The organism is Halioglobus sp. D3-4 (assembly GCF_055809315.1).
Map to the genome: position 1 here is coordinate 2,188,967 of NZ_CM147907.1, position 26,367 is coordinate 2,215,333.

At 55.7% G+C, this 26,367-nt stretch carries 19 protein-coding genes; 3 read left to right on the forward strand and 16 right to left on the reverse strand.

Annotated features, from left to right (window positions below):
* Positions 1-41: 41 nt before the first annotated feature.
* The 11 genes from AC0L6S_RS09435 to AC0L6S_RS09485 form a co-directional block, all read right to left on the reverse strand.
* Complete coding sequence (locus AC0L6S_RS09435; RefSeq protein WP_473428232.1) at positions 42-2,474, reverse strand: efflux RND transporter permease subunit; 2,433 nt, start codon at positions 2,472-2,474, stop codon at positions 42-44.
* A gap of 2 nt (positions 2,475-2,476) precedes the next feature.
* Entirely contained in the window at positions 2,477-3,583 is a 1,107-nt protein-coding gene (locus AC0L6S_RS09440) for a WD40/YVTN/BNR-like repeat-containing protein (RefSeq protein ID WP_473428233.1), read from the reverse strand.
* 191 nt (positions 3,584-3,774) lie between these two features.
* The gene (locus AC0L6S_RS09445) at positions 3,775-5,298 is read right to left on the reverse strand and encodes an efflux transporter outer membrane subunit (protein WP_473428234.1); all 1,524 of its coding nucleotides are present in this window, start codon (positions 5,296-5,298) and stop codon (positions 3,775-3,777) included.
* Between the two features lies 1 nt (position 5,299).
* Entirely contained in the window at positions 5,300-8,527 is a 3,228-nt protein-coding gene (locus AC0L6S_RS09450) for an efflux RND transporter permease subunit (RefSeq protein WP_473428235.1), read from the reverse strand.
* 17 nt (positions 8,528-8,544) lie between these two features.
* The gene (locus tag AC0L6S_RS09455; protein ID WP_473428236.1) at positions 8,545-9,744 is read right to left on the reverse strand and encodes an efflux RND transporter periplasmic adaptor subunit; all 1,200 of its coding nucleotides are present in this window, start codon (positions 9,742-9,744) and stop codon (positions 8,545-8,547) included.
* A 315-nt stretch (positions 9,745-10,059) separates the two neighbouring features.
* Positions 10,060-11,505 (reverse strand): phospholipase D family protein, encoded by a 1,446-nt coding sequence (locus AC0L6S_RS09460; RefSeq protein ID WP_473428237.1) that lies wholly within the window; start codon positions 11,503-11,505, stop codon positions 10,060-10,062.
* Positions 11,506-11,620: 115 nt separating this feature from the next.
* A complete protein-coding gene (locus AC0L6S_RS09465; RefSeq protein ID WP_473428238.1) occupies positions 11,621-12,505 on the reverse strand; it encodes a Rieske (2Fe-2S) protein in 885 nt (294 codons plus the stop codon).
* Positions 12,486-14,945 (reverse strand): SO2930 family diheme c-type cytochrome, encoded by a 2,460-nt coding sequence (locus AC0L6S_RS09470; protein WP_473428239.1) that lies wholly within the window; start codon positions 14,943-14,945, stop codon positions 12,486-12,488. The genes AC0L6S_RS09465 and AC0L6S_RS09470 overlap by 20 nt, the downstream gene beginning before the upstream one ends.
* Positions 14,946-15,177: 232 nt before the next feature.
* Positions 15,178-15,531 carry a Rap1a/Tai family immunity protein gene (locus AC0L6S_RS09475; protein ID WP_473428240.1) on the reverse strand — a complete coding sequence of 118 codons (354 nt, stop codon included), beginning with the start codon at positions 15,529-15,531 and terminating at the stop codon, positions 15,178-15,180.
* A gap of 68 nt (positions 15,532-15,599) precedes the next feature.
* Positions 15,600-16,064 carry a PPOX class F420-dependent oxidoreductase gene (locus AC0L6S_RS09480; RefSeq protein ID WP_473428241.1) on the reverse strand — a complete coding sequence of 155 codons (465 nt, stop codon included), beginning with the start codon at positions 16,062-16,064 and terminating at the stop codon, positions 15,600-15,602.
* 32 nt (positions 16,065-16,096) lie between these two features.
* Positions 16,097-16,711, reverse strand: a complete 615-nt coding sequence (locus AC0L6S_RS09485; RefSeq protein ID WP_473428242.1) for a TetR/AcrR family transcriptional regulator — start codon at positions 16,709-16,711, stop codon at positions 16,097-16,099.
* Between the two features lie 176 nt (positions 16,712-16,887).
* Between AC0L6S_RS09485 and AC0L6S_RS09490 the strand changes: the two genes are divergently transcribed.
* Together AC0L6S_RS09490 and AC0L6S_RS09495 are read left to right on the forward strand one after the other, a co-directional pair.
* Positions 16,888-17,715, forward strand: a complete 828-nt coding sequence (locus tag AC0L6S_RS09490; protein WP_473428243.1) for a hypothetical protein — start codon at positions 16,888-16,890, stop codon at positions 17,713-17,715.
* Positions 17,705-18,484 carry an SDR family NAD(P)-dependent oxidoreductase gene (locus tag AC0L6S_RS09495; protein ID WP_473428244.1) on the forward strand — a complete coding sequence of 260 codons (780 nt, stop codon included), beginning with the start codon at positions 17,705-17,707 and terminating at the stop codon, positions 18,482-18,484. Before AC0L6S_RS09490 ends, AC0L6S_RS09495 begins: the two co-directional genes overlap by 11 nt.
* Before the next feature lie 26 nt (positions 18,485-18,510).
* Here AC0L6S_RS09495 and AC0L6S_RS09500 read toward each other — a convergent pair whose 3' ends face one another.
* The 5 genes from AC0L6S_RS09500 to AC0L6S_RS09520 form a co-directional block, all read right to left on the reverse strand.
* Complete coding sequence (locus tag AC0L6S_RS09500; RefSeq protein WP_473428245.1) at positions 18,511-20,190, reverse strand: matrixin family metalloprotease; 1,680 nt, start codon at positions 20,188-20,190, stop codon at positions 18,511-18,513.
* Positions 20,187-20,891: a hypothetical protein gene (locus tag AC0L6S_RS09505; RefSeq protein WP_473428246.1), complete on the reverse strand. Its 705-nt coding sequence runs from the start codon at positions 20,889-20,891 to the stop codon at positions 20,187-20,189. The genes AC0L6S_RS09500 and AC0L6S_RS09505 overlap by 4 nt, the downstream gene beginning before the upstream one ends.
* A gap of 336 nt (positions 20,892-21,227) precedes the next feature.
* Positions 21,228-22,400 (reverse strand): aromatic ring-hydroxylating oxygenase subunit alpha, encoded by a 1,173-nt coding sequence (locus AC0L6S_RS09510; protein ID WP_473428247.1) that lies wholly within the window; start codon positions 22,398-22,400, stop codon positions 21,228-21,230.
* 12 nt (positions 22,401-22,412) lie between these two features.
* Positions 22,413-23,138, reverse strand: coding sequence for a hypothetical protein (locus AC0L6S_RS09515; protein WP_473428248.1), 726 nt, complete (start codon positions 23,136-23,138; stop codon positions 22,413-22,415).
* A 199-nt stretch (positions 23,139-23,337) separates the two neighbouring features.
* Positions 23,338-24,882, reverse strand: coding sequence for an arylsulfatase (locus AC0L6S_RS09520; protein ID WP_473428577.1), 1,545 nt, complete (start codon positions 24,880-24,882; stop codon positions 23,338-23,340).
* 262 nt (positions 24,883-25,144) lie between these two features.
* Here AC0L6S_RS09520 and AC0L6S_RS09525 point away from each other — a divergent pair, with 262 nt between their 5' ends.
* A complete protein-coding gene (locus AC0L6S_RS09525) occupies positions 25,145-26,365 on the forward strand; it encodes a phosphoinositide-specific phospholipase C-related protein (protein WP_473428249.1) in 1,221 nt (406 codons plus the stop codon).
* Positions 26,366-26,367: the final 2 nt, after the last annotated feature.

A 26,367-nucleotide genomic window follows, 5' to 3' on the forward strand; every position in this document is an offset into this window, starting at 1 on the left:
GCTAATGAACCGGCCAACCGCGTCAGCACACACCCATGACTTCATGAGGCGGTTGCCCTCGTCAGCTGGCGGTTTTTCTGTTTTACGAATGTCTCGGGTTTTATCAGGAAGTGGGCAAGCGCAGGCAGCAGCCAAAGTGCCCCCACCATGTTCCACAGGAACATAAAGGTCAGCAGCATCCCCATGTCGGCCTGAAACTTGATCGGCGACCAGATCCACGTCGCGACGCCAGCCGCCAGCATCGCGCCCGTCAGACTGACGGCTTCGCCCGTGGTGGTGAGCGCGCCATAGTAGGCTTCCTGAATTCCCATACCCTGACGCAGATAGTGTGAAAACTTGCTGTAAATATAGATGCCATAGTCCACCCCGACCCCGACACCCAGTGCGATTACAGGCAGCGTTGCAACTTTTACTCCGATTCCCAGAAAGGCCATCAGTGCCTGGCAGAGCGCCGATGTCAGCGCCAGCGGAACGACGATACAAACAACCGCTCGCCACGATGCAAAGATAAAAAATATCAACAGACAGACAACGCTATAGATGAGCCACATAATGCGCTTCTGGGCTACTTCAATCTCTTGATTGGTCGCAGCCTCTATCCCCGCGTTGCCCGCTGCGAGCGCAAAGTGAATACCTTCCTGTTTGTTCTGCCTGGCGAATGCCTGCGCGGCGTCAACCACTCTCTGCAGCGTTTCGGCCTTGTGGTCATCGAGAAACAATGCAACCGGCAACAGGCTGCAGGTGGTATTCATTAACGCACCGGGCATTTGATCAAATGTGGAACCCAGCAGCCGTTGGTTGCGACCAATGGTCGCCCATTTGAGATTGCCCTCGTTATAACCTGCCGCGTAAAGCTTGGACACTTCGGCCGCACTGATTGCTGAATTGACACCGGCGACATTGCGCATATGCCATGTAAACTGATCAACGAGCTTCAGGTTTCGGTACAGAGTACACTCCTGTTCGCCAGTTTCGACCATGACAACCAGAATATCGGAACTGGTCGCGTAATTGTCGGTGATAAACTGGTTATCCCGGTTGTAGCGTGAATCCGGATGCAACTCCGGCGCGCCAGCGTCAAGATCACCTATCTGCAGGTTCTGGCTACCATAGATACCAACGCCGAAACCGATTGCAGCCAGCGCTATAGAGACTCTGGCCACGCGCGGATTGGCAAAATTAGCGAGCAGCCGCCAGACTTTACCCCGCAAGGACTCCGCCTGATTGTTCCGGTGTCGAGCCAGAGTCTTGCTGGTGATACCCAGATAGGACATCAGGATCGGCAGCAACACAAGATTGGTCAGTACGATAACCGCAACCCCAACACTCGCCGCGACGCCTAGATCCCTGATAACCTGAATGGGGATTAGCAACATGGTGGTAAAGCCAACTGCGTCGGAAACCAGTGCCGCCATACCCGGCAAATAGAGCGCCCGGAATGCCAGCCGAGCACTGACGTAACGATTCTTGCCGGAGACACTTTCCCCGAGAATGGCATTCACCATTTGCACTCCGTGGCTCACGCCGATGGCAAAAACCAGAAACGGAATCAGTATGGAGTACGCGTTAAGTCCATAACCTAACGTGGTAAGCAAGCCGAGTTGCCAGATCACTGCTATGACTGAGCAAAGCAGTGGTGAAAATGTACCTCGCAAGCTGCGTGTATAGAGGAAAAGGAGTACGGACGTAATCACCAGCGTGATCACGGCAAACAGCAGTATCGACGTAATGCCGTCCAGAAGATCACCTATGACCTTGGCAAAACCGATGATATGAATGCGGACTTTCGGGTCGCCGTTGCTGTCCAGCGACAGCTGCTCGTACTTTTCCCGGACGTTTTTCTCCAGCAGCTGTGAAAGCTCCCAGTAATCGAGGGGTTCACCGGATGCCGGATCAATATCTATCAGTGGTGCTTCCACGATACTGGAGCGGTAGTCATCCGATACCAGTCGACCGACTTCACCGGAACGCAACACATTCTGGCGCAGTTGCGCCATCGCACGATCGGAGCCGTCGTACTGCGAATCTATGACCTTATCGCCTTCAAAACCGAGTTCAGTCACTTCTACCCAGCGGACATTGGGCGTCCACAGGGAACGCATCCGATTGCGATCCACTCCCGGCAGATAAAACACTTCATCGTTGACCTGACGCAGCACATCCAGATACTCGGGATCAAATATATCGCCGCTGGTATTCTCCACGGCCACCTGAATCGTGGTTCCGGCTGCCCCCAGATCAGACATGTGCTCGATAAAAGACTGAACAAAGGGATGCTCCATCGGAATCATTTTTTCGAAGCTGGCATCGGGCCGCAGACCTGACGTCTGGTAGGCGAAAAAGATCGTGGCCAACAGGAAAGCGATGAGCAGCTGAGGGCGATAGGTAAAGATAATGCGCTCCAGAAAACGCTCTTCCTCGCCAGCCTGGTAGCCATGCAGTTCACTGTTACTGCGCTGGGGTAAATCATCCATGCTCAGTCACCCTCCTGCACGATCTTGACGCCACCCTGGCCAATCAGTACCAGTCGTTCGCCGCGCCTTATGCCGTTGCTCAGACTGAGGCCATCTGCCAACTGCTTGCGCAGGAATGACCTTCCGCCGTCCTCACTGACCATAACAGTCCCGACAGCGCCAGCGAGTACAATATCTCCCTGAGCGGAAGACGTACCGCCGGCGAGTGTAATGTGGCTGTCGTTGGGGGCCTTTTCCCAGCTTGTGCCGAAATCCATTGAACGGAAAATATTACCGCGCAATCCAAACACCAGCAGCGCGGTGTAGTCCGTGTTGTAGACTGCGCCAAACCAGCTGCCCTCATAAAAGGGTTGCAGCGATTCCCAATGTTGGCCGCCATCGCCCGAGCGGTACATCACACCGCCTTCTCCCGCGACAAAAACCTGCCCACTGCCATCTCCAGTGACGGTGTTCAAGTGATACTCAAAGGGGTTTTCCAGTTGTTGCTGTTGGCTGACCCAGTGTTCGCCGCCATCTGTCGTTGTCACGAACGTACCGAATGCACCCACCGCCCAACCCCGCTCGGCATCCTGGAACCAAACATCCAGCAGTGGCGAGGTAAATACAGGTTCACTTAAGGTCAGTTCCGCGTCTTCCAGATCCAGTTGCGCATCCTCGAGTGCCAACGCCAGTGCCGGTCGAGCTTCATCATCCGCCAGCGCAAATGCCTGTTTCAGCTGCCTGATTTTGCGGTGAGCCGTCTCGCGCAATTCGAGATTGATCTGGTGTTGGACCGACAGGCCATCGCGTTGGATGCGCCAACTGCGAGCACCGTCCTCGCTGACGAGGATCAGACCATCGTGGCCAACCGCCCAGCCCAGATGATCGTTGACAAAATGGACACCCGTGAGCATCTGTGTCGTAGGCACGCTGGCCTGCCGCCAGCTCTCGGCATTGTCATCGGAGTAGAGAATAACGCCGTGTTCACCTGCCACCACCAGCCGCTGTCCGGCTGTAGCAAGATCCAGTAACAGCGCTTGCAGCGCCAGTGGCATCATCGGGGCAGCATCCTGCGCTGATACCGGCAACACTGCGGATAGCAGCAGAGTCAGCAACACCCTAGCTGTCATGGCTGGTTTTCTCACGACATGCATAATCCAGTTTTTATCGTATATATCGGAGTATTGTCTGGATTGTGAACTGCCTGAATCACGGACAACATGATGCGCGTCAATATTCCGGCAATGAGACAAGGGGAGGCCTGCCTTTTTCCAGGCATGCCCGTTGGAGATTCAAGGAGAAGCGTCGAGCGTCAACTCAACTAGAACAGCGGTGGGGCACCATCAACCGAGTCAACTGCCGGAGGTGCCCGGCCAATCAGCTTGTCCGCCTCATTGATCCAGCCGCCCCCCATCGCCCTGTAGATATCGGCGGAGGATGTCAACACCGAAGCGCGCAGGGCCGCCAGCGTCAGTTCCGCAGGAAACAGCGCCTGTTGCGCCTGCAATACGGTAGAGTAAGGCACGTAGCCGCCATCGTACTGCAATCTCGCCAGGCGCTCGTACTCTGCCAGCGCTTTAACCAGACGCTTCTGCGCATCCAGTTGCTGTCCAATTTTCTGGTTCGACACAAACGCATAATCGACATCGGCAAACGCATTCTGCACTGCCAGTTTGTAACTCGCCAACGCGGCGCGCTGCGCCGCCTCTGCTTGTGCCACCTGACCGCTGACGGCACCGAAAGTAAATATCGGCCCGACCACCTGCCCGGCGTAATTCCATGTCCGCGTTGAGCCCTGAAACAGATCCGACAGGCTTGAACTGGTACTACCGAAGGCCCCGGTGAGTGAAATCGTAGGGAAATACAGCGCTTTTGCGGCACCAATCTGCGCATTGGATGCGATCAGTGCCTGTTCCGCCTGCAGCAAGTCAGGACGCCTTTCCAGCAGGGTCGAGGGCAGGCCGGAAGGCGCCACAGGCGCGACCATCTCTGAGATCGGCTTGCCACGCGGAATCTCACCAGGATTGTTCCCCAGTAACACCGACAGGGCATTCTCCAACTGTGCTATCTGCGACTCGATCTGAGGGATCTGCGTCGCGGCCGTTTCGTACTGGGACTGTGCCTGCACGACGGTCATCAGTGAAGATTGCCCGTACTTGTACTGCAATTCATACAGCCGAACGAATTCACCGTAGGCTTTCAGAGTGTCCTTGCTCACCGCAAGCTGCTCATCCAGCCCCCGCAAACTGATGTAGCTGTCTGCAACAGAGGACACCAGCGTCAGAATCACACCCCGGCGCGCCTCTTCCGATGCCAGCATGCTCGCCTGTGCGGCTTCGGAGAGGTTGCGTATCCGGCCCCATAAGTCGAGTTCCCAGCTGGCGGAAAGAAAGGCCTCATAAGTATCCTGCGGGTTCGGAAAATTGGGTATCGCGGCGGTCAACCCGGTATCCGGCGCACGCAGTTCCTCGCCACTGGCTCCGTACCCTAGCTGCGGGTACAGCGCAGAGCGTGCCTGAGTGACAATCCCCAGTGCCTGCTCGACATTCGCCGCGGCAATTTCCACGCTGTAGTTATTGGCCAATGCGGTCGCAATCAATTCATCCAGTACCGGGTCGCCAAACTGCTCCCACCACGCAGTGTCGGCTGTCGCGGCGACAGCTGCCGGCTCAAATCGAAAGGACGCCGGCATATCGATCGCGGGCCTTTCGTACTGCGGGGCCAACGTTGTGCATCCTGTGATGAACGCCATACTGGCCAGCGCTAAGCGCAGACGGGGATTACATGCAAACCCTGCCCAGAAGCTTTTGCCACGGCGACCTCCCTGAAATTTAGCCTGCGCCATGTCAGTCATCCTTTCCTGAACGTTCTGGCGCGGCTATAACATCGGTGCTCCCACCATCCAAACCGGTTGATTCCGTAGTGGAGGTATCCGATTCAGGCGCATCTGACGCTTTGTTTTTGCGCTCGGCAAAGCTGTCAAAGAGGTAGAACAGCAACGGAACATAGAGCATCGCCAGTGTCGTCTCACCGATCATACCTCCGATGATACCGGTACCGATTGAATGTCGTGCATTGGCGCCTGCCCCCATCGCCAATGCCAGCGGCAAACATCCAGCCGCAAACGCCAGCGACGTCATTATGATTGGGCGCAGTCGTTGCTCACCGGCCAGCACAGTCGCTTCCATAATGGATTTGCCCTGCTTGCGAAAATCCACTGCGGCGGATACACGCAGTACAGCGTTCTTGGCACCCAGCCCGATCAACACCAGCAGGCCAATCTGGAAGTACACATCATTCTCCAGACCCCGCGCTGTAATCATCAAAAGTGCGCCCAAAATGCCAAAGGGTACTGCAGACATCACCGCTCCCGGCAACGTCCACGACTCGTACTGTGCCGCCAGCACCAGGAACACAATGATGAGGCCAAACACAAAGGCGATCATGGAGGTGCCACCGGACTGCTGCTCTTCAAACGCCATACCGGACCAGCCATAGGTGAAGCCCTGGGGAAGCGTTTGATTCGCGACCTCTTCCATCGCGGCAATCGCATCGCCGGAACTGAAGCCCTCCTTCGCACTGGCGTTCACCTTGGCCGCCGGGAAGCCATTGAAATGGGGCAGCATATCAGGGCCGGATACCCACTCTGTTGTGACAACAGCGGATAATGGCACCATCTTGCCATTGTGCGATCGGGTATACAGGTGTTTCAGATCCTCCGGGGTCTGCCGATACTTTGCGTCGGATTGCAGGATCACCCACCAGACCCGGCTGAACTGATTGTACTGGCTGGCTGTCAGCGATCCGAACTGCGCCTGAATAGCGCTGTAGACATCCTCTACCGGCACACCAAGCAGCGTAGCCTTCTCGCGGTCGACATTGACCCGCAATTGCTGGGTATTGGCATTGAACGTCGATGTGACACGCGTGAGTTCAGGACGCTGGGCGGCGGCCTTGATAAATGCCTTGGTAACAGCATCGAGCTGCGAGGGATCGCCGGCACCGGTGTCCTGTATCCAGAATTCGACACCACCTGTGGAGCCAATGCCGGGAATGGGGGGGGGCGCCACCGGGTAGACGATGGCCTCCTCAATATCGGCAGTCTCCTTGGCGAGCGTCATCAGCACGGTGCGGGCATTTTCCGCCCGCGCTGTCGACGCGGAATCATAGCGCTCGTTGAAATCTTTCAGGGTGACAAAGAAAGCACCTGCGTTGGTCTTGAACCCACTGTCCAGCAAGCTGTAACCGGTAATCATCGAGCGCGTATCCACACCGGGTATTTTCGCGAAAACCGCATCCACTTTTTCGGCGACAGCCTGCGTGCGTTCAATGCTCGCCGCCTCCGGCATGATTATGGCCGCCATCACGTAGCCCTGATCCTCATTCGGTACAAAGCCGGTGGGGATGACCGAGAATAAATGGTAGATACTCCACAAAAAGAACAGCAGCAATGTCAATGCGATGGCCGAGCGCTTGATCACAAGTTCAACGGCATGACCGAAACCGCGCGTTGTCTTGTCCACCTGTCGATTGAACCAGGCAAAAAACCCGCGCTTGGCAGGCGGATTATGCTTTAGGATCATTGCACACATAGACGGTGTAAGCGTCAAAGCCAGAAAGCCGGAGATCACCACAGACACCACGATAGTGACAGCGAACTGCTTGTACAGCTGTCCTGTAGTACCGGGCAGGAAGGCAGCAGGAACAAACACTGAGGCCATAACCAGAACAACGGCAACCAGCGACGTTCCAATCTCGCCCATGGATTTGATCGTGGCGGGCTTGGGCTGGAGATTGTGGTCGTGCATATTGCGCTCGACGTTTTCAACTACCACGATGGCATCATCCACCACCATACCGATCGCCAGGACCAGGCCAAACAGCGTAATCAGGTTAATGGAAAAGCCCAGTGCAAGCATGCCGGCGAAGGTGGCTATCAGGGCCACAATGATGGCAACCGTACAAATGATGGTGGTGCGAAAACTCTGCAGAAACAGGAAGACTACCAGCACAACCAGCAACACCGCTTCGATCAGCGTGTGAATAACCTCTTCTATGGAGATTTTTACAAAGTCGTTAGTATCCAGTGAAATGAGATACTCCAATCCCTCGGGGAAACTCGCCTTCATATCCTCCAGTGTTTTGCGGACCCCCGCCGACACCTTAAGGCCATTGGCACCGGGTTGCAGGTAGACGGCAATAAACGTTGCCGCTGTACCGTTTAGTTTGGAATCGACAATGTACTGGCGCAAGCCCACTTCGGCGCGAGCGACATCCCCGAGGCGCACGATGGCGCTGTTGTCCGAGTCAGCACGAAGGATAATATTCTCGTATTGTCTGGGGTCGACAAACGGCGACTGCGTCACTACTGGCACGGTGAGCTGTACCGGGCCCTCCGTCGGTTGCTGCCCGATCTGCCCTGCGCCAAACAAGGCATTCTGTTCTGCAACCGCCGTGGCTATATCGCTGGTTGTAATACGCAGTGACGCCATTCTGTCCGGATTCATCCAGATACGCATAGCCTGGTCCGGCACGCCCATAATCTGTGCCTGTCCGGCGCCGGGCACCCGCTTCAGTGCATCCAGAATGTACACATTCGCGTAGTTGGCGATGTAATCCGCGCTGTAGCGATCATCCTTCCCGTATACACCGATCAGCATCATGATAGAAGATGACTTCTTCTGCACCGACACACCCTGTTGCGTCACCGCCGAGGGCAACTGCGGCAGGGCGAGATTGACGCGGTTCTGCACCTGTACCTGGGCGATATCGGGGTCAGTGTCCAGCTCGAAGTAGACCGTCAGTGTCAGCTGCCCCGTGGCCGAGCTGTTCGACGTCATATACAGCATATCGTCCACCCCGTTAATCTGCGCTTCAATCGGCGCAGCCACGGAGTCAGCCAGCGTTTTTGAATCCGCCCCGGGGTAAGTTGCGGTGACGGTGACCTGAACCGGCGTGATCGTGGGATACTGCTGCACCGGCAGCACCGCCATCGATACTGCGCCGGCCAGGCAGAGAACGATGGCCACAACACTGGCAAAAATCGGCCTTTCGATAAAAAATCGGGAGAACATAGCAGCGGGCCCCTTGCCTAATCGCTCGTCGTCGGCGTCGAGGAGGCAGCTTTCCCTGGTGTGGCAGCTTTCTCTGGTGCGGCGGAGTTCACGGTGACATGTGTACCGGGACCGAGCCGCAATGCACCATCGACGACGACACGATCACCGCTGGAGAGACCCTCATTGATAAACCAGCTGTCACCGTGCCAGCTACCAACTACCACAGGGCGCATCTCAGCCTGATCCGACCCGTTTACAACCCAGACAAAATGACCTTGTGCACTCTGCTGCACAGCTCGTTGGGGCACCAGAATAGCGTTGGGGCGGGTGGCGCCAACCAGTCGCGTCCTGACATACTGATTGGGCCGCAGAATACCCTCTGGGTTTTCGACCACCGCGCGGATCAGAAAAGTTCCCGTGTCCGGGTTATAGGAGGGATCCGCAAAATCGATTTTACCTTTCTGCGGGAACAGCGTGCCGTCTCCCATCTCGATCTCAACAATAAACTGATCGTTCTCGGGTGGCTTCAACTGCCCCGCTTTCTCCTCCCTGCGGATTCGCTCCATATCGTTTTCAGACAGACTGAAGTTTATCCACATGGGCGACAGCACTGATACTGTGGTCAGCTGGGCATTTTTTGCATCCAGATAGGTACCGTCGGCCACCACTGAAAAACTGCTCACACCATCCACCGGTGACGTAATGGTTGTATATGACAGATTCAATTTCGCGGTCTCAAGCTGTGCCTCGGACTGCGCCACATCGGCACCAGCCTTCTCAAACTGTCCGCGCGCATCGTCAAGATCGCGCTGCGACAATGCATTCAATTCCACCAGCGGTTTGGTTCGCGCAAGATTGGCACGCGCCACCTCCAATGCCGCTTTATTGCGCTCCAGCGCGGCAGCGGCGCCATCCACCTGTGCCTGAAACGGCTTTTTATCCATTTCGAAGAGCACTTGGCCGGCCTTGACGGTCGAACCCTCTGTGTAAACGCGCTTTTCGAGAAAACCGGAAACACGGGCTTGAATATTCACCGCCTGAGAACTTTGCGTCTGCGCGATAAACACACTGGCCACCGGTACATCCGCGGGGATGACTTTCTGCACGGTAACAGCGACAGACGGTGGTGCCGGAGGTGGCTCGGAGCCGCCACATGCCGTTAATGCCGCAGCCACCAGCAACACGAGCAACCCATGTTTTCTGGTAACACTTCTATTGTTATGTCTGAACCTCATGAGCAGGCCTTGATAATATGATCGTAAGCGACACAGATGACGGAATGTCCCCCGCGCTTCATTGCACAGCTTCGCCAGCTTCTGCGCTCAGCTGGCTGAAGGCACATCACGCGAACCTGATTAAAATCTAGTTGCCAGGTGATAGCAACCCTTAACCGATTGCATTACCTCACACATCACCAAATTTAAAACGCCTGTCACAATAACTGTTTGCCGCGACAGCGGCGCAGGTCGCCGTGCAGCCGGATAGGACACAGTCAGGGCCTGACATCGCATCGACCGCACATGCAGTACAGCGACCCTGCGAAAATCTGCTTACAAAAGCGCGTTCATAGGCACCAGCGTGTATAACAGTAACTGCAGTCGTTTCGGCCAGCTGACCTGATTGTCCGGGTTAAACGAGGGAGTGATCGCCCAGCTGTTCTCGGGCGCCATATCCGTTTCGATACTGTCAGCCAACAACTGGCCCAACGGTGCACTATCCATGACAATGCCGACCTCTGTATTCAGGTTGGCTGAACGCGGGTCCAGATTAAACGTCCCGATGTACAGCTTCTCCCCGTCCACCAACAGGCTTTTGGCGTGAATCGCAAAGATGGTGTTACTGGACTGTTCGCGCTGTATCAATTGCTGGCGAACTGCCGCATCCGGACGAAATTCGTAAATTTCCACACCGGCGTCCAGCAATGCTGCGCGTTGCTTATAGTAACCACTGAAGGCCATAAGGTTGTCGGTTGAAGCGAGGGAGTTGGTCGAAATTCTAATCCGTACCCCCTTCTCCACCAATTGTGCAAACAGCTCGATACCCCCCGGCGGCATAACCAGGTAGGGTGATTGAATGAGTATGGATTCCGTGGCCTGGGCTACCAGCTCGATCAAACCGTCCGTCGACTCTCCACTGCCATCCAGCCTGAAGCGATTGTCGTTTTTCCCGGGTGCATCACTGATGAATACCACGTGCCCCCAGACCAGATGTTGTGCCAGCTCGCTGAAACGCAGGGATAACTGATCCAGAGCACTGCGGACCTCAGGCGCGAAGTTATCCGGGTTCTGGGCATAGTCTTTGAGCATCTGATAATGTGCATGGATATCCGCTGGTGCCAGATGCTGCTCATCCGAATCGATCAGACTACTCACCGGCACGGCCAGATCGCTCTGCCAGAATTCCTCAAAGTTCTCTGACATCTGCTTCACGGCAATACCCAGTAACAAGACATCCCGGTCGCGAAAATTGTAGTGATGATCAAAATCGTAGTACTCGTCGGCCATATTGCGGCCACCGGTAATACCGGCTACACCGTCAAAGATGGCCGTTTTATCATGCATACGCTGATTGGCACCGCGAAAATCCGTCAGCACACCCAGAACCCGTTGCCACATGGAAATGCCGACCGAATGTCGGGGATTGTAAATGCGGATGTCTACATTCTCGTGAGCGCCAAGCGCCAGCAGGGTTCTATCCTCGGCATCGATCAGTAGGTCATCGACCAGCACCCGAATTTTAACGCCACGGTTTGCTGCATCCAGCAGTTCCGTGCTGGCCAGAATACCCACGTTATCGGTGCTCCAGATAAAATACTGCACATCGATGCTGCTGGTGGCATTGCGCGCAAGCCAGGCTCTGGCCAGCAGTGCATCCCGACCGTAGTTGAGTAGAAATACACCTGTGCTGTCGTGTACTTTATCCGCACAGACAGCGCAGGCTTCTTTCAGCCAGAGTTGTGTCGCACTTGCCGCCTGAGAGAATCCCAGAAGCAACAAGGCACAGAGTGCTCGGGCAAGAAGGCCGTTCCGTGCAGCTTGAGCAGCACAGATGCAGCGCTCGATCCGATCACCCTCCCTGCCGCCTGATTTCGCCCCGTTCATTATTCGATGTTTACAGTCTTGCGATTATCTCATCGTCGACGTCGATTAGCTGGGGCGCGGTAGCAAGCTTGCAATCCGCACTCTGCGGATAGACACACTGCCCAGAATCCATATCAAACTCATAACCATGCCATGGACAGCGCAGCCGGCCGGTCGACAGATCCGCGTCTGTCAATGGCCCCAGCAGGTGTGGACAGATCGATGAATGGGCAATGAGGCGCCCCGCCTGCTCGCGAAGCTGGAACTCCTGCTTCTTCAGTTGAAACAAAATAGTTGCGCCCCCACGCAGGCTTTGCAGCAGTGCGTACTCTCTACCCAGTGTGATTTCTGAGGCGTTGTCGCGCTTCTCATGCAGGCGATAGTGCCGCTGGCACATCATCGCTTCATCCTCATCCCATAGAAGGGCATACAGCGACAACATCGCGCTGCCCAGTGGCTCGACACTCTCGGCGCCGATATCAGGAAAATGGAATTCGACATGCACCGCCGTCTGGTCCGTTTCGGCCCTCAGAGTTGTCCAGATTTCCGACACCTGTTGGCCTGCGCTATAGCTTCTCGCCACATACCGTGCGCTATCCACGACGGTGAGCTCTACGTAATCTGTATGGGTGCTGTTTGACCAGGTACGCCAACCCCAATCACCGGCATCGGCCAGTTCGACATAGTCAAAGGAACTCTCGTGAAGCCAGGGTAAGTGCGCCCAATCCAGAACATTCTCCCAGACGCGAACCAGGGGTGCCGCCACCAATCGATCATAGGTGGCAACACGCACCATATTCAGCGCATTGGGATTGAATATCTGCGCTTGCTGCTGTTGTGACATCGCCATACTCTGCTCAATAGCGCCTTCTACCCCCTGAACCGATAAGGGCTGCTCAATTGCCCTCGCAATCATCGACCGGCATGCTGTTGATCCACTGCGCTATTAGCTCAACCGCCTCGGTATGAATCACGCTGCGACCGATCTCGGGCATCCGCACCTCGGTGTCATTGGAGTCCATGCGGTAGTGCAGGATGGATGCATCAGCATCTCCAGGGACAATATCGAAATCCAGACCGCCACCGCCGCCGCCGGCAGCTACCGGCTTTTTACACACGCCGGTGTCAAACCCCGCCGGGCGGAAGTACTCCAGGAACAGGCCAGAGGTGTCCGCTGCGCCGCCGGGAGTATGGCAGTACATGCAGTTGGCATCCAGATAACCGCGAGCGCGATCATCCAGATCAGCCGTGGTATCGCCCCACAGCGGGATCGTGTCGATCGAATCGGTATCCGAGGGCGCACCACTCAGAATATCGAGCGCAGCCCACTGCTCCAGTTGATTGGCCGCACCGCCATCGTAAGGAAAGTCCTTGTTGAGCGATCTGGCCTTGGGCCCGATAGGCAAGATATCGTCGTGGAACTTGTGGCAGTTGGCGCAGTTATTAGTATTGGGGATCACATAGTCCGTGGACTGCGGATCGCCATTGCTATCGATCCAACTCACACTCTGACTACCGCCCGCCAGGGTTAACATCGCATCTGTTTTGTCCGCGTTCCAGGTATAAGGCAGGGCAGTCCAACCCTCTTTGCGATGGATCAGCAGCCGCGTTTCAATAATATCCTCCGCGCTGTTGTCGTCGCGCAAATCGGCCTTGATGACAAAGGTCTTGGCTATCACAGTACCCACCGGAAAGGCGAAAACATCCTGTGAACGATACGTCGCCTTCTCACCTTCCGGTACAAAGAGGAAGCGGTATTTGCCGGCGTAATCCGTAAACAGCGGTGTGTTGAGATCGTAGATAACGCCGCCACCGTTGGGGTTTTGCGTCGGGTCACTGGCATCCGCGAACAAACGGTAATCGGACAGGTTGGGGCAGTCTGCCACAAACGCATCGCTATTGAGGCCGGTACCCTGTGCGCCACACAACTTCTCTGTATCCACCGGAGGGACATCGGGATCATCCGGGTCTATCGGTGGCTCAAGCACCACGGGGGGCAGTGATGGATGGGTACAATCAAAGAGTTCACGATCATCGGTAATATTGGCATCGCCCGGTATTCCGGCCAGCAGCACCGAGCCGTTGGCCTGGCCCATGGTGGTTTCCGTGCGGTCATCCTGGAAGCACATCGCCTGGCTTTCCGTCAGCCCGTCAGGGAACTCAAGCAACAGCATGCCAGAATCGGTGCCGACGCCTGAGCTGTCATAGAAAATGACCGGTAATCCATTCGGAAAGATCGCACCGACTAGCGATGCAAGATCTTGTGGGTCGTAGCCATTGTTGCTGATGTCATTATCATGAATGTAGATTTTTTCAGGTATCGGGTCGTAGGTGGGCTTGCTGATCAACGCATCTACCATGTAGTAGCTCACAACGTATATGGCGCCCGACTGGTTGCCGGTGATGACGTTGTTGAAGATCTCATCGTCGTCATTGGCCATGACCAGAATCCCCGTACCCTGCGGTACGACTTCAAGCACACTGCCCTCTCTGGCAAAATTGGGCTCATTGTTGTCGTGAATATAGTTGTCAAATACGCGCGTTGCCTCGCCGCCCTGCACCTCGGGTCCCGGGAGATCAAACACCAGAATACCGCCGGTATTGCCAGTGGCTTCGTTCTCGTAAACATCGGCGAATTTGGAGTTCTCGATCTCAATACCGGCGACATTCTCCCACACGTAGTTGCGGCGGACGATAATATTCACGGATTGCCCAACATAGATGCCGGAATCGCTGGCACCGCGAATTCTGCTGTCCTCGATGAGTACATTGCGGGTCTGCACCGGATAGAGTGCATAACCGCCGTTATCTGGATGCGGCCCCCTGGTCCACTCGACTCGCACGCGGCGGATCGTCACACCGTTAGAGCCCTCGACTTTGATCGAGTCACCGGGCGTATTCTCTATGGCTATATCTTCGATGATGAAATTGTTTCCTGTCGCATAGACGCCCTGCGCACCACTGATCTGGTTATCGAAACGCAACACCGTGCCCTGCTCGTTGTCCATACCGGTACCGCGAATAACGATATTGTCGACACTGGAACTCAGCTCACTGGTAAAATCATAGATTCCAGCGGGAAACTGGATAACCGTTCTGGGCGACGCGGTAATTAGGGCTTGCAGCGCTCGCGACTCCAGATCATCGCCGGGTACCAACTCAACTATGGTATAGCCAGGATAGGTTGGCTCCACGGGATCTACAGGATCCACCGGGTCGACCGGATCAACCGGCGCGGCGGGCTGATTGTCGCTGTTATTGTCATTGCTGTTGGAGCAGGCCGTCACCAGTGTTATTGCGCACAGGAGGAGCAGTGGCTTTACCAGGGCTGTGTTGGCAAGGAAGGATAGGGGCATAGCGATTCCTCTGATGGGGCGGGGAAAATACCCCGGCGTTCTTTTGTGGCTTCGAGATTGATAACGGCTGCTGGGCACGGGTGATTTTATGTATCGAACGGCGGGCTGAGCCAGCCCTTGTTCCCTTTTTTTAGGTCTGTGCGCCAAACCACGTAAATTCTAGCAGAAATCATCCCGCAGAGGAAAAATACCCTCGACGGTTACGTAAGAAAGGTGCGCGAGGGCCGCAGGCCTACTCGCAGGGGTATTGCGCCCTGAATGCTGCAATCGCCAGCCCAGCTGCGGCAAACTGCCGCAGTGCATGATTGTCGTCTAGAAAAGTACGGTACACGTTGACCAGTTCAGCTCCCGTTGTTGATGTGGGAATACAGAATGGCGGCGTCATCTGCTGCGCTGCGCCGTAAAAAGCCGTGGCGCCGGCCACTCCCTCGACAAAAGCCTGGCAGACCTCCTCGGCCTCCTCTGCACCGCCTTGCGAACAGAGTTTCACCATTTTGTTCGATTTGGGTGACGCCATCTGTACGGCCTGTGCCAACTGACTCTGCATGGCCGCCAGCATCAGAAAAGCTGCAAATAGTGTCTTCATCATATCCCCGCAAAAGTTGGTTGAGCCCCTACACAGGGGTGTACTGTTCGTAAATCCGTTGAGGCGACCTACTCATCGCCGTGCTGCCGGGCGTATTCAGGGGTGTACCTTGTCATCCGGCCCCCATACAGGCTCGGGGCAGAGACTTTCAGCGGAATAATTTTAACGATCACACGCTCGGCATCGGGAGGATCATAGGCGAACTCATCCTCGCCAGTGAAGCGCTTCCACATGGCGCGCTGGAAGGCGCCACCGGGATCATCGGTCAGTTCAGCGGTACCGCGAATCTCGATGTACCGTGTGCTGTCCGTGGAAGAAGTGATACACAGGGTAATCTGGGGGTTGGCCAACAGATTCCTGTACTTAACACGCTGTTTCAGCGTGCTGAAGCGCACAAACTGGCCATCCCACTCGATGCTCACCGGGTTGGTGGATATACGTCCATCCTGATGGCGGATAGTGCTTACCATCGCCAGAGACTCCTGCTCGAGGATATCGCGATGGGTGTCCGGAATAGTGATATCTACCGCCATTATTACTCTCCTTCAGAATCAGAACCCTGTGGCTATCCGGGATGTTTAAGGCTGGAAAACGCCGCGTGAAAAAGCTGTTCTGACGCCGCCTTTGCCTTGTCGATATCGCGCTTCTTCATCCCCGACGTGATGGCATTGTGGACCAACCATTGTGCTGCTACCAGTAAGGCGACCAAAAACTCTCGCGACGGCGACCTGCCATAGGTGGCCCTGCACCAGCGCTGCATGCGCCGCGCTGCGCTATCAAATGCCCTGTGTATCACCCGATAGGCGTGTGAGTTCGGGTCGGCAGATTCAACAAACAACAGCCGGGCAACTTTGTGCTGCTGCAGAATGGCATCGATGGTCTGGTCAAAGACGCGGTGCAACCATTGCTGGTTGTCGTAATCGAGATCCCAGGCTTTCAGCACACTCTCAATGTGATCGTTTACCGAGGTCTGGTAGAGCTCATCGATGAGACTGCCTTTGTCGGTAAAACAGCGATAGTACGTATCTCTGGAAACCCCTGCGCCCTTACAGATATCCGACACAGAGACGGCGTTGCTGCCGTACACACTGAACAGATCAACGGCGGCAGCCAGAATCAGTTTACGTTGTTGCTCCTGCCCGGGGCGCTTTTTACTCTGCGTATTCATCGCTGCTGGCATCAGCACTATTCCTTGTTAATGGACATTCCCGCAAGCACGGCGGAGATACCGGAGAGTCAGTTCATAACTTTAGCGACTTCTGCCGGCATTGACAATAAGCTGACACTAGTGTCAGACTAAGTTCAGGCTCAAAATAAGACACCTCCAGATCAAACACTCGCATTGGGGAAAAAGCCATGCAAATTCAAGCCAAGACGCCGCAGGGCATTCCCTCACTGTTGGATTGGAGCCATCCCGCCCATACCGGCTTCAATATCCGCCGCAGTGCCTATATAGCCTCTGCCATCATGGTCCCGGGTGCGTTTTGTATCGCATGGACGTTGATTCTGACCGGGGTTATCGAGCCGACACCGGCGGACAAGTATGTCTCCATCAGCCTGTTTATTGGCTACTGGGCCGCGTTGTTCGCATTTGTCGATAACCCCGGCGAACAGCGCAGCTGGACCGCCAAATGGCACGAGTTCCTAATCGTCTGGCTGCTGACCAGCGGTGGTGCACAACTGGGCTGGGAGCTGCCGGCTGTCTACATGAAAGTCAGTTACCTCTACCAGCTCGGCGCTGAGCTGCAGCCCGATCAGCTGATATTCTGGCCATGGTGGCTGTACTCAGTCGCCGACACCCGCTACATGCGCCCGCATGAAGCACAACTGGCACATGAGGCAATGTTGGCACACTCGGGGTTCCTGGAGATTCTCGCTGCCTACCTGTTAGCGAGAGGTAAGTACTACAAGAGCGCCGTCGGAATCGCCATCCTCACCAACTGGGGGGCGTTCTACGGCAACACTTCCGTCATCTACCTCGGCGAAATTCTTGTGGACTACCGCAATCTTGCAGATGGTGCCTGGGGATTCTGGCTGAAGTGGGTCGGGCTGAATCTGCAGTGGTCTGTTTTGAGTCCGGCAGCCGCCATTGGCGGTATCTGGCTGCTGGTGCAGCGAGTTCGCGCAGAGACCGCAGAGGAGCTCTGTAACAGCAACCAACGAGCATCAGACAGTGACTTCTAAAAGAGCGCTGGTGACCGGCGCAAGTGCAGGGATTGGCAGGGAATTTGCGCGGCAACTCGCACAGCAGGGCTACAGCATCACCGGTGTCGCCCGCCGAGAGGATAAACTGCGCGAACTCATCGCTGCGTTACCGGGCGAACAGCACCGCTACCTGGTAGCCGACCTGGCGCACCACACAGGTGTGCAAACTGTCATCGATGCCCTGCAGGAAGAGCACTTCAACCTGCTGGTAAACAATGCCGGGTACAGTGCGTTCAAACCGTTCTCCGAATCAGAGCTGACATTGCAACACAATATACTGAATGTGAACTGCACTGCGGTAGTAACGCTGGCTCACACGTTTCTGCATCGGGCACAACGCGGAGATGCCCTGATCAACCTCGCTTCCGTAGTGTCATACCTACCGACACCGGCACAACCGATGTACAGCGCGAGCAAAGCCTTTGTGGCTTCACTGTCGGAGTGCTTGTGGGCCGAACAGCAGGCACGCGGCGTCTATGTGATGGGGCTGTGTCCCGGTGTGACGTCCACTGATTTTATCAGCACCGCCTCCGGCGGCGCTGCCGACGGAAAAAATCTACCCGGCGCGCTGACACAATCGGCAGAGGCGGTGGTAACCGAAGCACTGCATGCTCTGAAGAAACGCCGCAAGGCGATAATTGTGACCGGCCGCGCCAACCGCTTGATGCTGTGGCTGCCGCGAATCCTCAGCCGACACCGCCTGATCAAAACCCTGGCGATTGCCGGTGATCCCGAGCGCATGCTGTAGCCTGCCGGCGTACGTCGGCAGGTCCACTAGAACGCGATCTGCTGATTAACCTTCTGTTGGATAATCAGCAAATCTCCAGCGCTGAATACACCGTCCGATGCCGGCACACCACCGACCAGCGGCGCCACATCGCCGCGCTGGATTTGCGCGGGTGTGGGCGTCACTGTGCCAAGCAATATTTTCTGGCCCAGCAGCACATCTGCGATGTCCACAACCGCGTCTCCATTGATATCGCCATCGGCCATCGTGGGCACGCTTTGGCCGTCATTGGGATCACTACCCGCGGCAATTTCCTCACCGTCGCTGAAGGTGTCATCATCCGAATCCGGATCGAGTGGATCCGTCATATAGGTATTGATCTCGTCCTCGTTGCTGACGTTGTCACCGTCAATATCGCTGTCACAGGCATCGCCTATGACATCAGTATCCAGATCGGCCTGAGAAACATTCGAGACCGACGGACAGTTGTCCACCACTGTAGGTGAGATGGTAATACTAAAGGGGAAGTCGACGGTGTTGTACCAACTCGAACCGTTTGCCGAGAAAAAACCCGCACCACCGGCGTAGCTGCCACCAGAACTGATAAACCACCGACAAGAACCCAGCGACTGGGCAACCACGGCGAGATTACTGCCACCGGAGACAGCCGCTGGCGTGTCAAAATGGAAATCGATCACTCCCTGATTGGAGGTGGGCACACCCGAGCCCGAGGTAAACTGTTGAGACGCGAGAGCGGAACCAGTGGGCCTGCCGGAGCCATCGAGTGCGCGTACTGTTAGCACGAGATCCCCCGACGGGCAGGAAACTGGCAGGCTGATCGTGGCAAGCGACCCGGAAAAGGCCACCGGAAAACTCATCGCCCGGTAGGCATTAGAACCAGCGGCGAATGGGTAATAGCTATTGCTCAATGAGTCCAGCGCAAAACTGGCAGCCACGCCCGCGCTGTTGTAAATACCGTCACCGTCGATATCGGCATCACAGGCATCTCCCATACCGTCGAGATCCACATCAGACTGTGAAGAATTCGCATCATCAGGACAGTTGTCGAGGGCCAATCCAATATCATCGGCATCGCTGTCATACCTGACAGCAGCGCCGGCGATATCATCGGTCTGGGGTACTCTGGTATGCCCGGCCGTCGGCCACATAATTGCAGCACTGTCGGAAGAATGATTCAGGCCCAGGCCGTGCCCGAGTTCGTGCACTGCAACGCGTTTAAACTCAGCTGTACCGGTCCAATTGCCTGTGTAAATATCCCACTGCTTGGTGTTGTTGAATACCGTACCCGTTTTTACTGCGCTCGAACCCGAGGACCATGTCTGTTGCACCGCCAGCGTTGCGCCTCCAAAAGCCCCTCCACAACTGACGTCGGCAAACACGACACTGTTCAGCGGAGCGGTACCGGGATTCTCACAGGGGTCATCATAACCGCTGTTACTTGTGGCGGTGTAAGAAAACGTCGAAAAATTGTTCCAGGTCGTCATCGCCTGCAGGTAGGCCGTCTGCAGTTGCGCCGTTGAAGGGCCGCCAGGAACGATATTGGGCTGGTTCGCGCCGGGTGGATTGCTCGCTGCCAAATCAACGTGGACATGTGCCTGCCCGCCCTGCCAATACGAAGAGCTCAACTGATAGGCCGCTGCGCTGCCGCTGCAGAATACACCGCCACAGAGCAGCAGCGTGAGTGCTGTCTTTGTACCCTTGTTCATTCCCGTGCTTTCGCCTCAACCGACGCTTCGTTGACAGCACGGACCTGCGACAGTCGTGCCTTCAGGGCTTGCTTGAAGTCTTTTTTGTCTATCGCGGTATCCAGGCCATCCCGGGGAGAACCCAGTCGCAGGCCACTAGCTGCACCCTCGCTCAGCGGCAGCGCGGACGTCTGCGCCTTGCGCTGTTGCGCGCTGTTCGCGGGCATGGCGTCCTCCAGCCCTTGTATCGGCTCTTCGTTTTCCGTGAGCATACGCTCCGTGCCATGCGCATCCATTTTGACTTTGAAATGCCCCTGACCCCATCCAACCATCGGGTTCACCTGCGGTCGATCCGGGTTTTCAATAAAATAGATACCCTTCTCACCGAGCTGTGGGTAGACCATACCGCTCACCTCAAGCGTGGTATCTCCCACCCTGCCACCGGCAAAGCTTTGGACAATAGTGTCTGAGGACAGCTCGCCCTTTATCACATCGTCCACCCTGAAGGTGACCCAGGTTGAAATATAGGTGTTGTCCTCATTCCACCGGGCTTCGCTGGCGATGACTTCGCCCTCGAAGATGACCGCGGCATCATTGAGTAACTGCTCCATATCCAACTGCAGCACAGAAGTCGCATACAGCCACTGCGGGAGACACAGAAACAGGAGTAGAGACGCAGCGCAGACCTTCAATGCTGCAAGCATGGGTTTCAAAAACTTCATTGTAATATGCTGTCTCCCGTCCCCACTGGACATTTGGAACAGAGTACACCCCACCGCCATCCACGCGAGGGGCGCCCCTGATAATGAGCATAAGCTAGACTAGCTGTCCCATTAACGGTTGTCTTGTGATTCTTTCGCTATCTGTCATTTTTGCGACTTCTATCCCCGTTTTTTGTGGTTACAGCTTGTTTTCTGCATTGCAGACAGAAGCTTGCAGCGAGCAGCCCGCTCACACCCGGCTGCCGCCAGCCCGGTGTCAAATACGATCAGAGCGCACAGGCGAGCACCCCTGCTGGCTTGTCGCTAAAAACGGGCATACAATCCTGCTGACAGCGCCTACTTGTCCGCTGGGCAAGCGGGTTGATAAGCCCCCATTTTCTCAGCCAACAAATCGTGAAACGCGCCGACGCCGGACTCGTGCGCGCCCAGTAGCAAGTAATCGTTAGTGCCTGAAGCCATGCCTATCTGGGCCTGCTCACAGACAAAAAAATCCTCCGGGTGAAACACACCGTTCTCGATAATGTCGAAGGCCCGCTCCCAGTGTGCGGCAGCTTTTTCATCGCGGGGTTCCTCTTCGATAAAACAGCCGTGAACAACAACGGTTTCATCGACCTTCGTTGGGAAAAACGCGAGATAGCTGATGTAATCCGGGTGGATAATCATTTCAACATTGGGAAACAGGTACATCGCGCACGCTGACTGGCGGCGCATATCCCACTGATCCGGCACCTGCTCCAGCGCATCCGCAAAATCCTTGCGCGCCACGACCGATACCAGGTGATCACCGCTGCGCTCGCTGCGCGCTATACCGTCGATAAAACTCGGACCCACGGTATTGCGGTGCAGTCGGGTGACGTGGTAACCGTCCTGGAAGGCGTCCACCAATAGTTTCCAGTTGGTCTTGAGGGTAGTAACTGTCTGCCTGAAAAAGACATGTTCCGACAGTTTGAACGCCTTAAAGTCGTCCTTCACCATACCCATGTGCTGTTCAATGTCGATACTCCCGTCGGGGTCGGCGCAGACGAAGATTAGGCCCTCACAGACAGCTAACGGCAACGCCTTCAGACTGTGGCACTGTTTATCGAGGCCTGGAAAGCTCTCCTCCTCCAGCGGTACGCGCTTGAGTTCACCGTCGAGCCCGTAAACCCAGTTGTGGTAGGGGCAAACGAAGCTGGTTTTATTCTGCACCTGCTCACCATTGACCAATCGCACTCCGCGATGGCGGCATACATTCAGAAACGCGTGCAACTCACCGTCCTTGCTACGCACCACCATAATCGGTTTACCGAGGTGGTCGTGGGTGAATACATCGCCGCTGTTTTTCAGCATCGACACGTGTCCAACCAGTATGGGTACATCGCTGAACAGCGCCGCCCGCTCCTTCTCAAACCACTGTGGATCCGTATAAAACCGGGTATCCACCCTGGCTTCAAACGGAGCAACCTCTACCCCACTGCGGAACTCTTCAAGCAGGTTGGCGAAAACGTCGCGAAATCCTGGTGCGTTCATACACAGCCTCACTTACAGTTGTTGAATAAAGTGCAACCATTGCTGGCGGCCCCTGTTGTCGTATTCGCTTAACAGGCGGATAAGCTGGCGACGACTATCGCCGCTGGCGATATCGTCGGGCAGCAGCGGATCTTTCAACAATAGCCTGATGGTATCGCCACCGAGCTCAATGGTTTCTATCAGCACAGTCGGAAGATCGGGGCTATCGAGGCGCTCGGAAGCCGCCTGCAACTGCACGATGCGTCGCCGGTATTCGGCCTCCAGATCCGTCTTGTTCCACAGCGCTCTCAGGCTGGCCTCGCAACTTGCATCACCTCGATAAATCAGGCACTGCCCTTTCATCGCATCCAGCCCCAGAGACAGCAGTTCCTCGCCGAGACGGACAAGCCCCCCGCGCAAGTTATTCGGCCGCACCCACAGGCCTGGCCGCCAGCGCTGCAGTCCTCGCAGCGCCAACGCACGCGATTGCGTGCGCAGTTGCGTACTGCCCTGCGCGGCAAGACTGTCCGTTAACACGCCGCACCAGTCACCACTCCAGGTTTGCAGGCGCTGCTCCAGGTCACGCCAGTTCTGCACTTCACGCTGGATCGCAGTCGCTACACCAGTCAACCCGTAATGCCCACGTTTGGGCTGAAATAATAAGCCGTCAGCCACCAGACGGCTGAGCGCCACGCGCACCTGGTTTTCGGTAAAGCGAAATACCTGGCCGGCTGCCACCAATCGACGGCCGTTTCCCATAAAATCCGGCTCCGCATTCAGCATTTCAAGGATCAACTGCCTGGGGCTGAGACGCGACGGAGTGTCATGGGCCAGATATTGCATTGCGCCAATATTACTGATTATGACTATATAATGTCAATATTTGAAATATTTGGAAGCAAAAACGGGCTCCCTGGGGGCCCGCTGCCCGGATTGAGCAGCGGCAAGACTTGCCGGACTAACGCTCCATGTAGCCCATCATCTCCTGAGCCAACGCATTCATATCCAGTGAGTCCGGCTTTTGCCGAGGCGGATACTTCTGAAATGTTGTCAGGAACTTGTAGGACTCAAGGCCAGCGCCATACAGCATGAAGATATGCTCAAAGTACCACCGCTCATAACCGCCGGCTTCCTGGCGCGCCCGCTCAAAAGGGTCCTGGCGCAGGTTGAACAGCAGGGGCATACGCAGCTTGGTGAACGGGTATTGCCACACCGCGTTACCGGTGGCCTCCTGTATGGAGTACATGATCTTCCAGTCGCCCCAGCGCAGCGCCGAGTAATCGCCATCATCGGTAAAATAGTGAAACGTATTGCGCGGAGACGTGTCTGACTCGCCACTCAAATAATCGGTCAGATCGTAGCCATCGAGGTGGACTTTGTAAGTTTTCTCACCAGCCTGATAACCTTTTAACAGTTTACCCTTGATATCCTCAACACCGGCAGCAGCGAGCAGTGTCGGCAACCAGTCGTTGTGAGCGGCCATTTCGTTGAAGCGTGTACCGGGCTTCACGGTACCGGGCCAGCGGATCAGGGCAGGCACACGGAATCCGCCCTCCCAGGTGGTGTTCTTCTCGCCGCGGTACTGGGTGGTACCGCCGTCGGGCCAGCTGAACACCTCAGCACCGTTGTCGGTGGAGTACACCACGATAGTGTTGTCGGCGATGCCTTTTTCATCGAGGAAATCCAGCAGTTGCCCCACGTGATTGTCGTGCTCGACCAGGCCGTCACCATAGAGCCCGCCCCGTTTGGAAAGCCCCTGGCTCTCCTCTTTAAGGCGCGTCCAGATATGCATGCGTGTAGCATTCCACCAAACGAAGAACGGCTTGTCTTCCTGCACCGCTTTATCCATGAACTTTATTGCGTGCGCAGTTATCTCTTCATCGACAGTCTCCATGCGCTTCTTGGTTAGCGGCCCGGTATCGTTGATCTTGCCATCAGCGAATGAGTGAATCACACCGCGTGGAGAGAATAGTTTCTTGAACATTGCATCCTGGGGGTAGTCCACATGCTCCGGCTCATCCTCCGCGTTCAGGTGATACAGATTGCCGAAGAATTCATCGAAGCCATGTTGCGTGGGCAGATGTTCATCACGATCGCCCAGATGGTTCTTGCCGAACTGGCCAGTGGCGTAACCCAGTGGTCGCAACAGCCCGGCTATGGTCGGGTCTTCAGGCTGCATACCTGCCTCCCGCCCTGGGCTGCCGACCTTGGTAAGTCCAGTACGCACGGGATGCTGACCGGTGATAAACGCCGACCGGCCCGCCGTACAGGAATTTTCACCGTAGTAGTCAGTGAACAACGCGCCTTCAGTCGCGATGCGGTCAATATTGGGCGTCTCAAACGCCATGGAGCCGAGGTTGTAGGCACTGAGATTCCAGGTGCCGATATCGTCACCCCAAATCACCAGAATATTCGGTTTATCTGCGGCCACCGCACTGGCGGCGAGCAGGGACAATACACAGGCGCGTAGCGCCACCTTAAAAATACGAGGTAAATGCGTCATACGACTGAGTTCCTGTACCGTAATGTGGCCGAGCATCGTATCTGTTTTTGCCGTCACCACCAATATGCCGGGATGCTCGTCTACGGCTTGATTCAGATACACAAACCATCGCCGCAATAAACGCCCCCCTGCAAACACAATATTTAAACCGGTGAGCAGGCCTTCGCCTCAGTCGACCTCCATATCCACACAGAAATGGCGCGAGAGTAAATGAAGGTGTAGGCTTGGCGCCAAACCGTTAAATAACCATCACGGATATATAATGACACACACACAAGGCCGCTTTTACCTGCTCGGCGCAACACTGGCCTGCATACTACTGCTCAGTGCTTGTAGCAATTCAAATTCCAATTCAGGACAGTCCGGAATCGGAAATAACGACACTGTAGAGCCCACTCCTGCACCTGATATTGCGGTAACCACCCAGTGGTCCGCCACCGAGAACACGCTGACAGTGAATCTGGCAATATCGAATTTCCAGCCTGCGCAGGTGCGCCTGTATCCCAGGGGTATTGAAAATGACTGGGTGGAAACAGACGATGCGGCGCCCTATTCATTCGTCATTGATATTTCCGGGTTTACTCCCGGCGCTCACCCGATGCTGATCATTGCCGAAAACGACGACACGGAGGTACAACATAACAAGACGATTACAATAAATGGCTGCAATGGAGAGCAATCGCTGTGTAATCGCAGCTACGATCAAGTCCGCTACGTCACCACACACAACGCGATGTCGAGTTCAATGGATGGCTGGGTCGGACCCAACCAGAATCTGGATGTGCCAGCCCAGTTAGAGGCCGGCGTCTATGGACTAATGCTCGACGTTCATCGTGCCGGCAATAAAAACCAGTTCGATGCCATACAGGTGCCGGACGCCGATCCCGATGACAGTTTCCTGTGCCATTCAGTCTGCGCACTCGGCAAGCAGCCTCTCGCCGAAGGCCTGGCAGAAGTTCGCGAATTTCTGGACAATAACCCCGGAGTCGTGATCACCTTCATTCTTGAATCGTACCTGAGCCACGCACTCACCGCACAAGCGTTTGAAGAAGCAGAGCTGACTCCGTACACCTATGTGCATACGGGGGACGCCTGGCCGACGCTGGGCCAAATGATCGATGCGGGTACACGCCTTGTGGTAATGCAGGATAGAGCCGTCGACCCGACCTATCCGTGGCTGATGAATGTCTGGTCTCACGCGTTTGAGACACACTACTCGGCCTTAACACCGGACGATTTCTCCTGCGACGTGAACCGCGGTACACCATCGAATGATTTGTTTATCTTCAACCACTTCCTCACGGATGTGTTCGGCGCTGAGGAGTTTGCTGAGCAGGTGAACTATAACCCGTATCTGTTGAATCGCATCAATGAGTGCGAGGCATTCCATGGCGTGCCAGGCAACTTTATCACCGTGGATTTTGTCGATATCGGGGATGCGGTTTCAGCGGTAAAAACCCTGAATGACACAGGTGGATTCTGATA

Coding starts and splice junctions, on each gene's coding strand:
- AC0L6S_RS09435 (WP_473428232.1), bottom strand. CDS start 2,474: ATGGATGATTTACCCCAGCGCAGTAACAGTGAACTGCATGGCTACCAG.
- AC0L6S_RS09440 (WP_473428233.1), bottom strand. CDS start 3,583: ATGACAGCTAGGGTGTTGCTGACTCTGCTGCTATCCGCAGTGTTGCCG.
- AC0L6S_RS09445 (WP_473428234.1), bottom strand. CDS start 5,298: ATGGCGCAGGCTAAATTTCAGGGAGGTCGCCGTGGCAAAAGCTTCTGG.
- AC0L6S_RS09450 (WP_473428235.1), bottom strand. CDS start 8,527: ATGTTCTCCCGATTTTTTATCGAAAGGCCGATTTTTGCCAGTGTTGTG.
- AC0L6S_RS09455 (WP_473428236.1), bottom strand. CDS start 9,744: ATGAGGTTCAGACATAACAATAGAAGTGTTACCAGAAAACATGGGTTG.
- AC0L6S_RS09465 (WP_473428238.1), bottom strand. CDS start 12,505: ATGATTGCGAGGGCAATTGAGCAGCCCTTATCGGTTCAGGGGGTAGAA.
- AC0L6S_RS09470 (WP_473428239.1), bottom strand. CDS start 14,945: ATGCCCCTATCCTTCCTTGCCAACACAGCCCTGGTAAAGCCACTGCTC.
- AC0L6S_RS09475 (WP_473428240.1), bottom strand. CDS start 15,531: ATGAAGACACTATTTGCAGCTTTTCTGATGCTGGCGGCCATGCAGAGT.
- AC0L6S_RS09480 (WP_473428241.1), bottom strand. CDS start 16,064: ATGGCGGTAGATATCACTATTCCGGACACCCATCGCGATATCCTCGAG.
- AC0L6S_RS09485 (WP_473428242.1), bottom strand. CDS start 16,711: ATGCCAGCAGCGATGAATACGCAGAGTAAAAAGCGCCCCGGGCAGGAG.
- AC0L6S_RS09490 (WP_473428243.1), top strand. CDS start 16,888: ATGCAAATTCAAGCCAAGACGCCGCAGGGCATTCCCTCACTGTTGGAT.
- AC0L6S_RS09500 (WP_473428245.1), bottom strand. CDS start 20,190: ATGAACAAGGGTACAAAGACAGCACTCACGCTGCTGCTCTGTGGCGGT.
- AC0L6S_RS09505 (WP_473428246.1), bottom strand. CDS start 20,891: ATGAAGTTTTTGAAACCCATGCTTGCAGCATTGAAGGTCTGCGCTGCG.
- AC0L6S_RS09510 (WP_473428247.1), bottom strand. CDS start 22,400: ATGAACGCACCAGGATTTCGCGACGTTTTCGCCAACCTGCTTGAAGAG.
- AC0L6S_RS09515 (WP_473428248.1), bottom strand. CDS start 23,138: ATGGGAAACGGCCGTCGATTGGTGGCAGCCGGCCAGGTATTTCGCTTT.
- AC0L6S_RS09520 (WP_473428577.1), bottom strand. CDS start 24,882: ATGACGCATTTACCTCGTATTTTTAAGGTGGCGCTACGCGCCTGTGTA.
- AC0L6S_RS09525 (WP_473428249.1), top strand. CDS start 25,145: ATGACACACACACAAGGCCGCTTTTACCTGCTCGGCGCAACACTGGCC.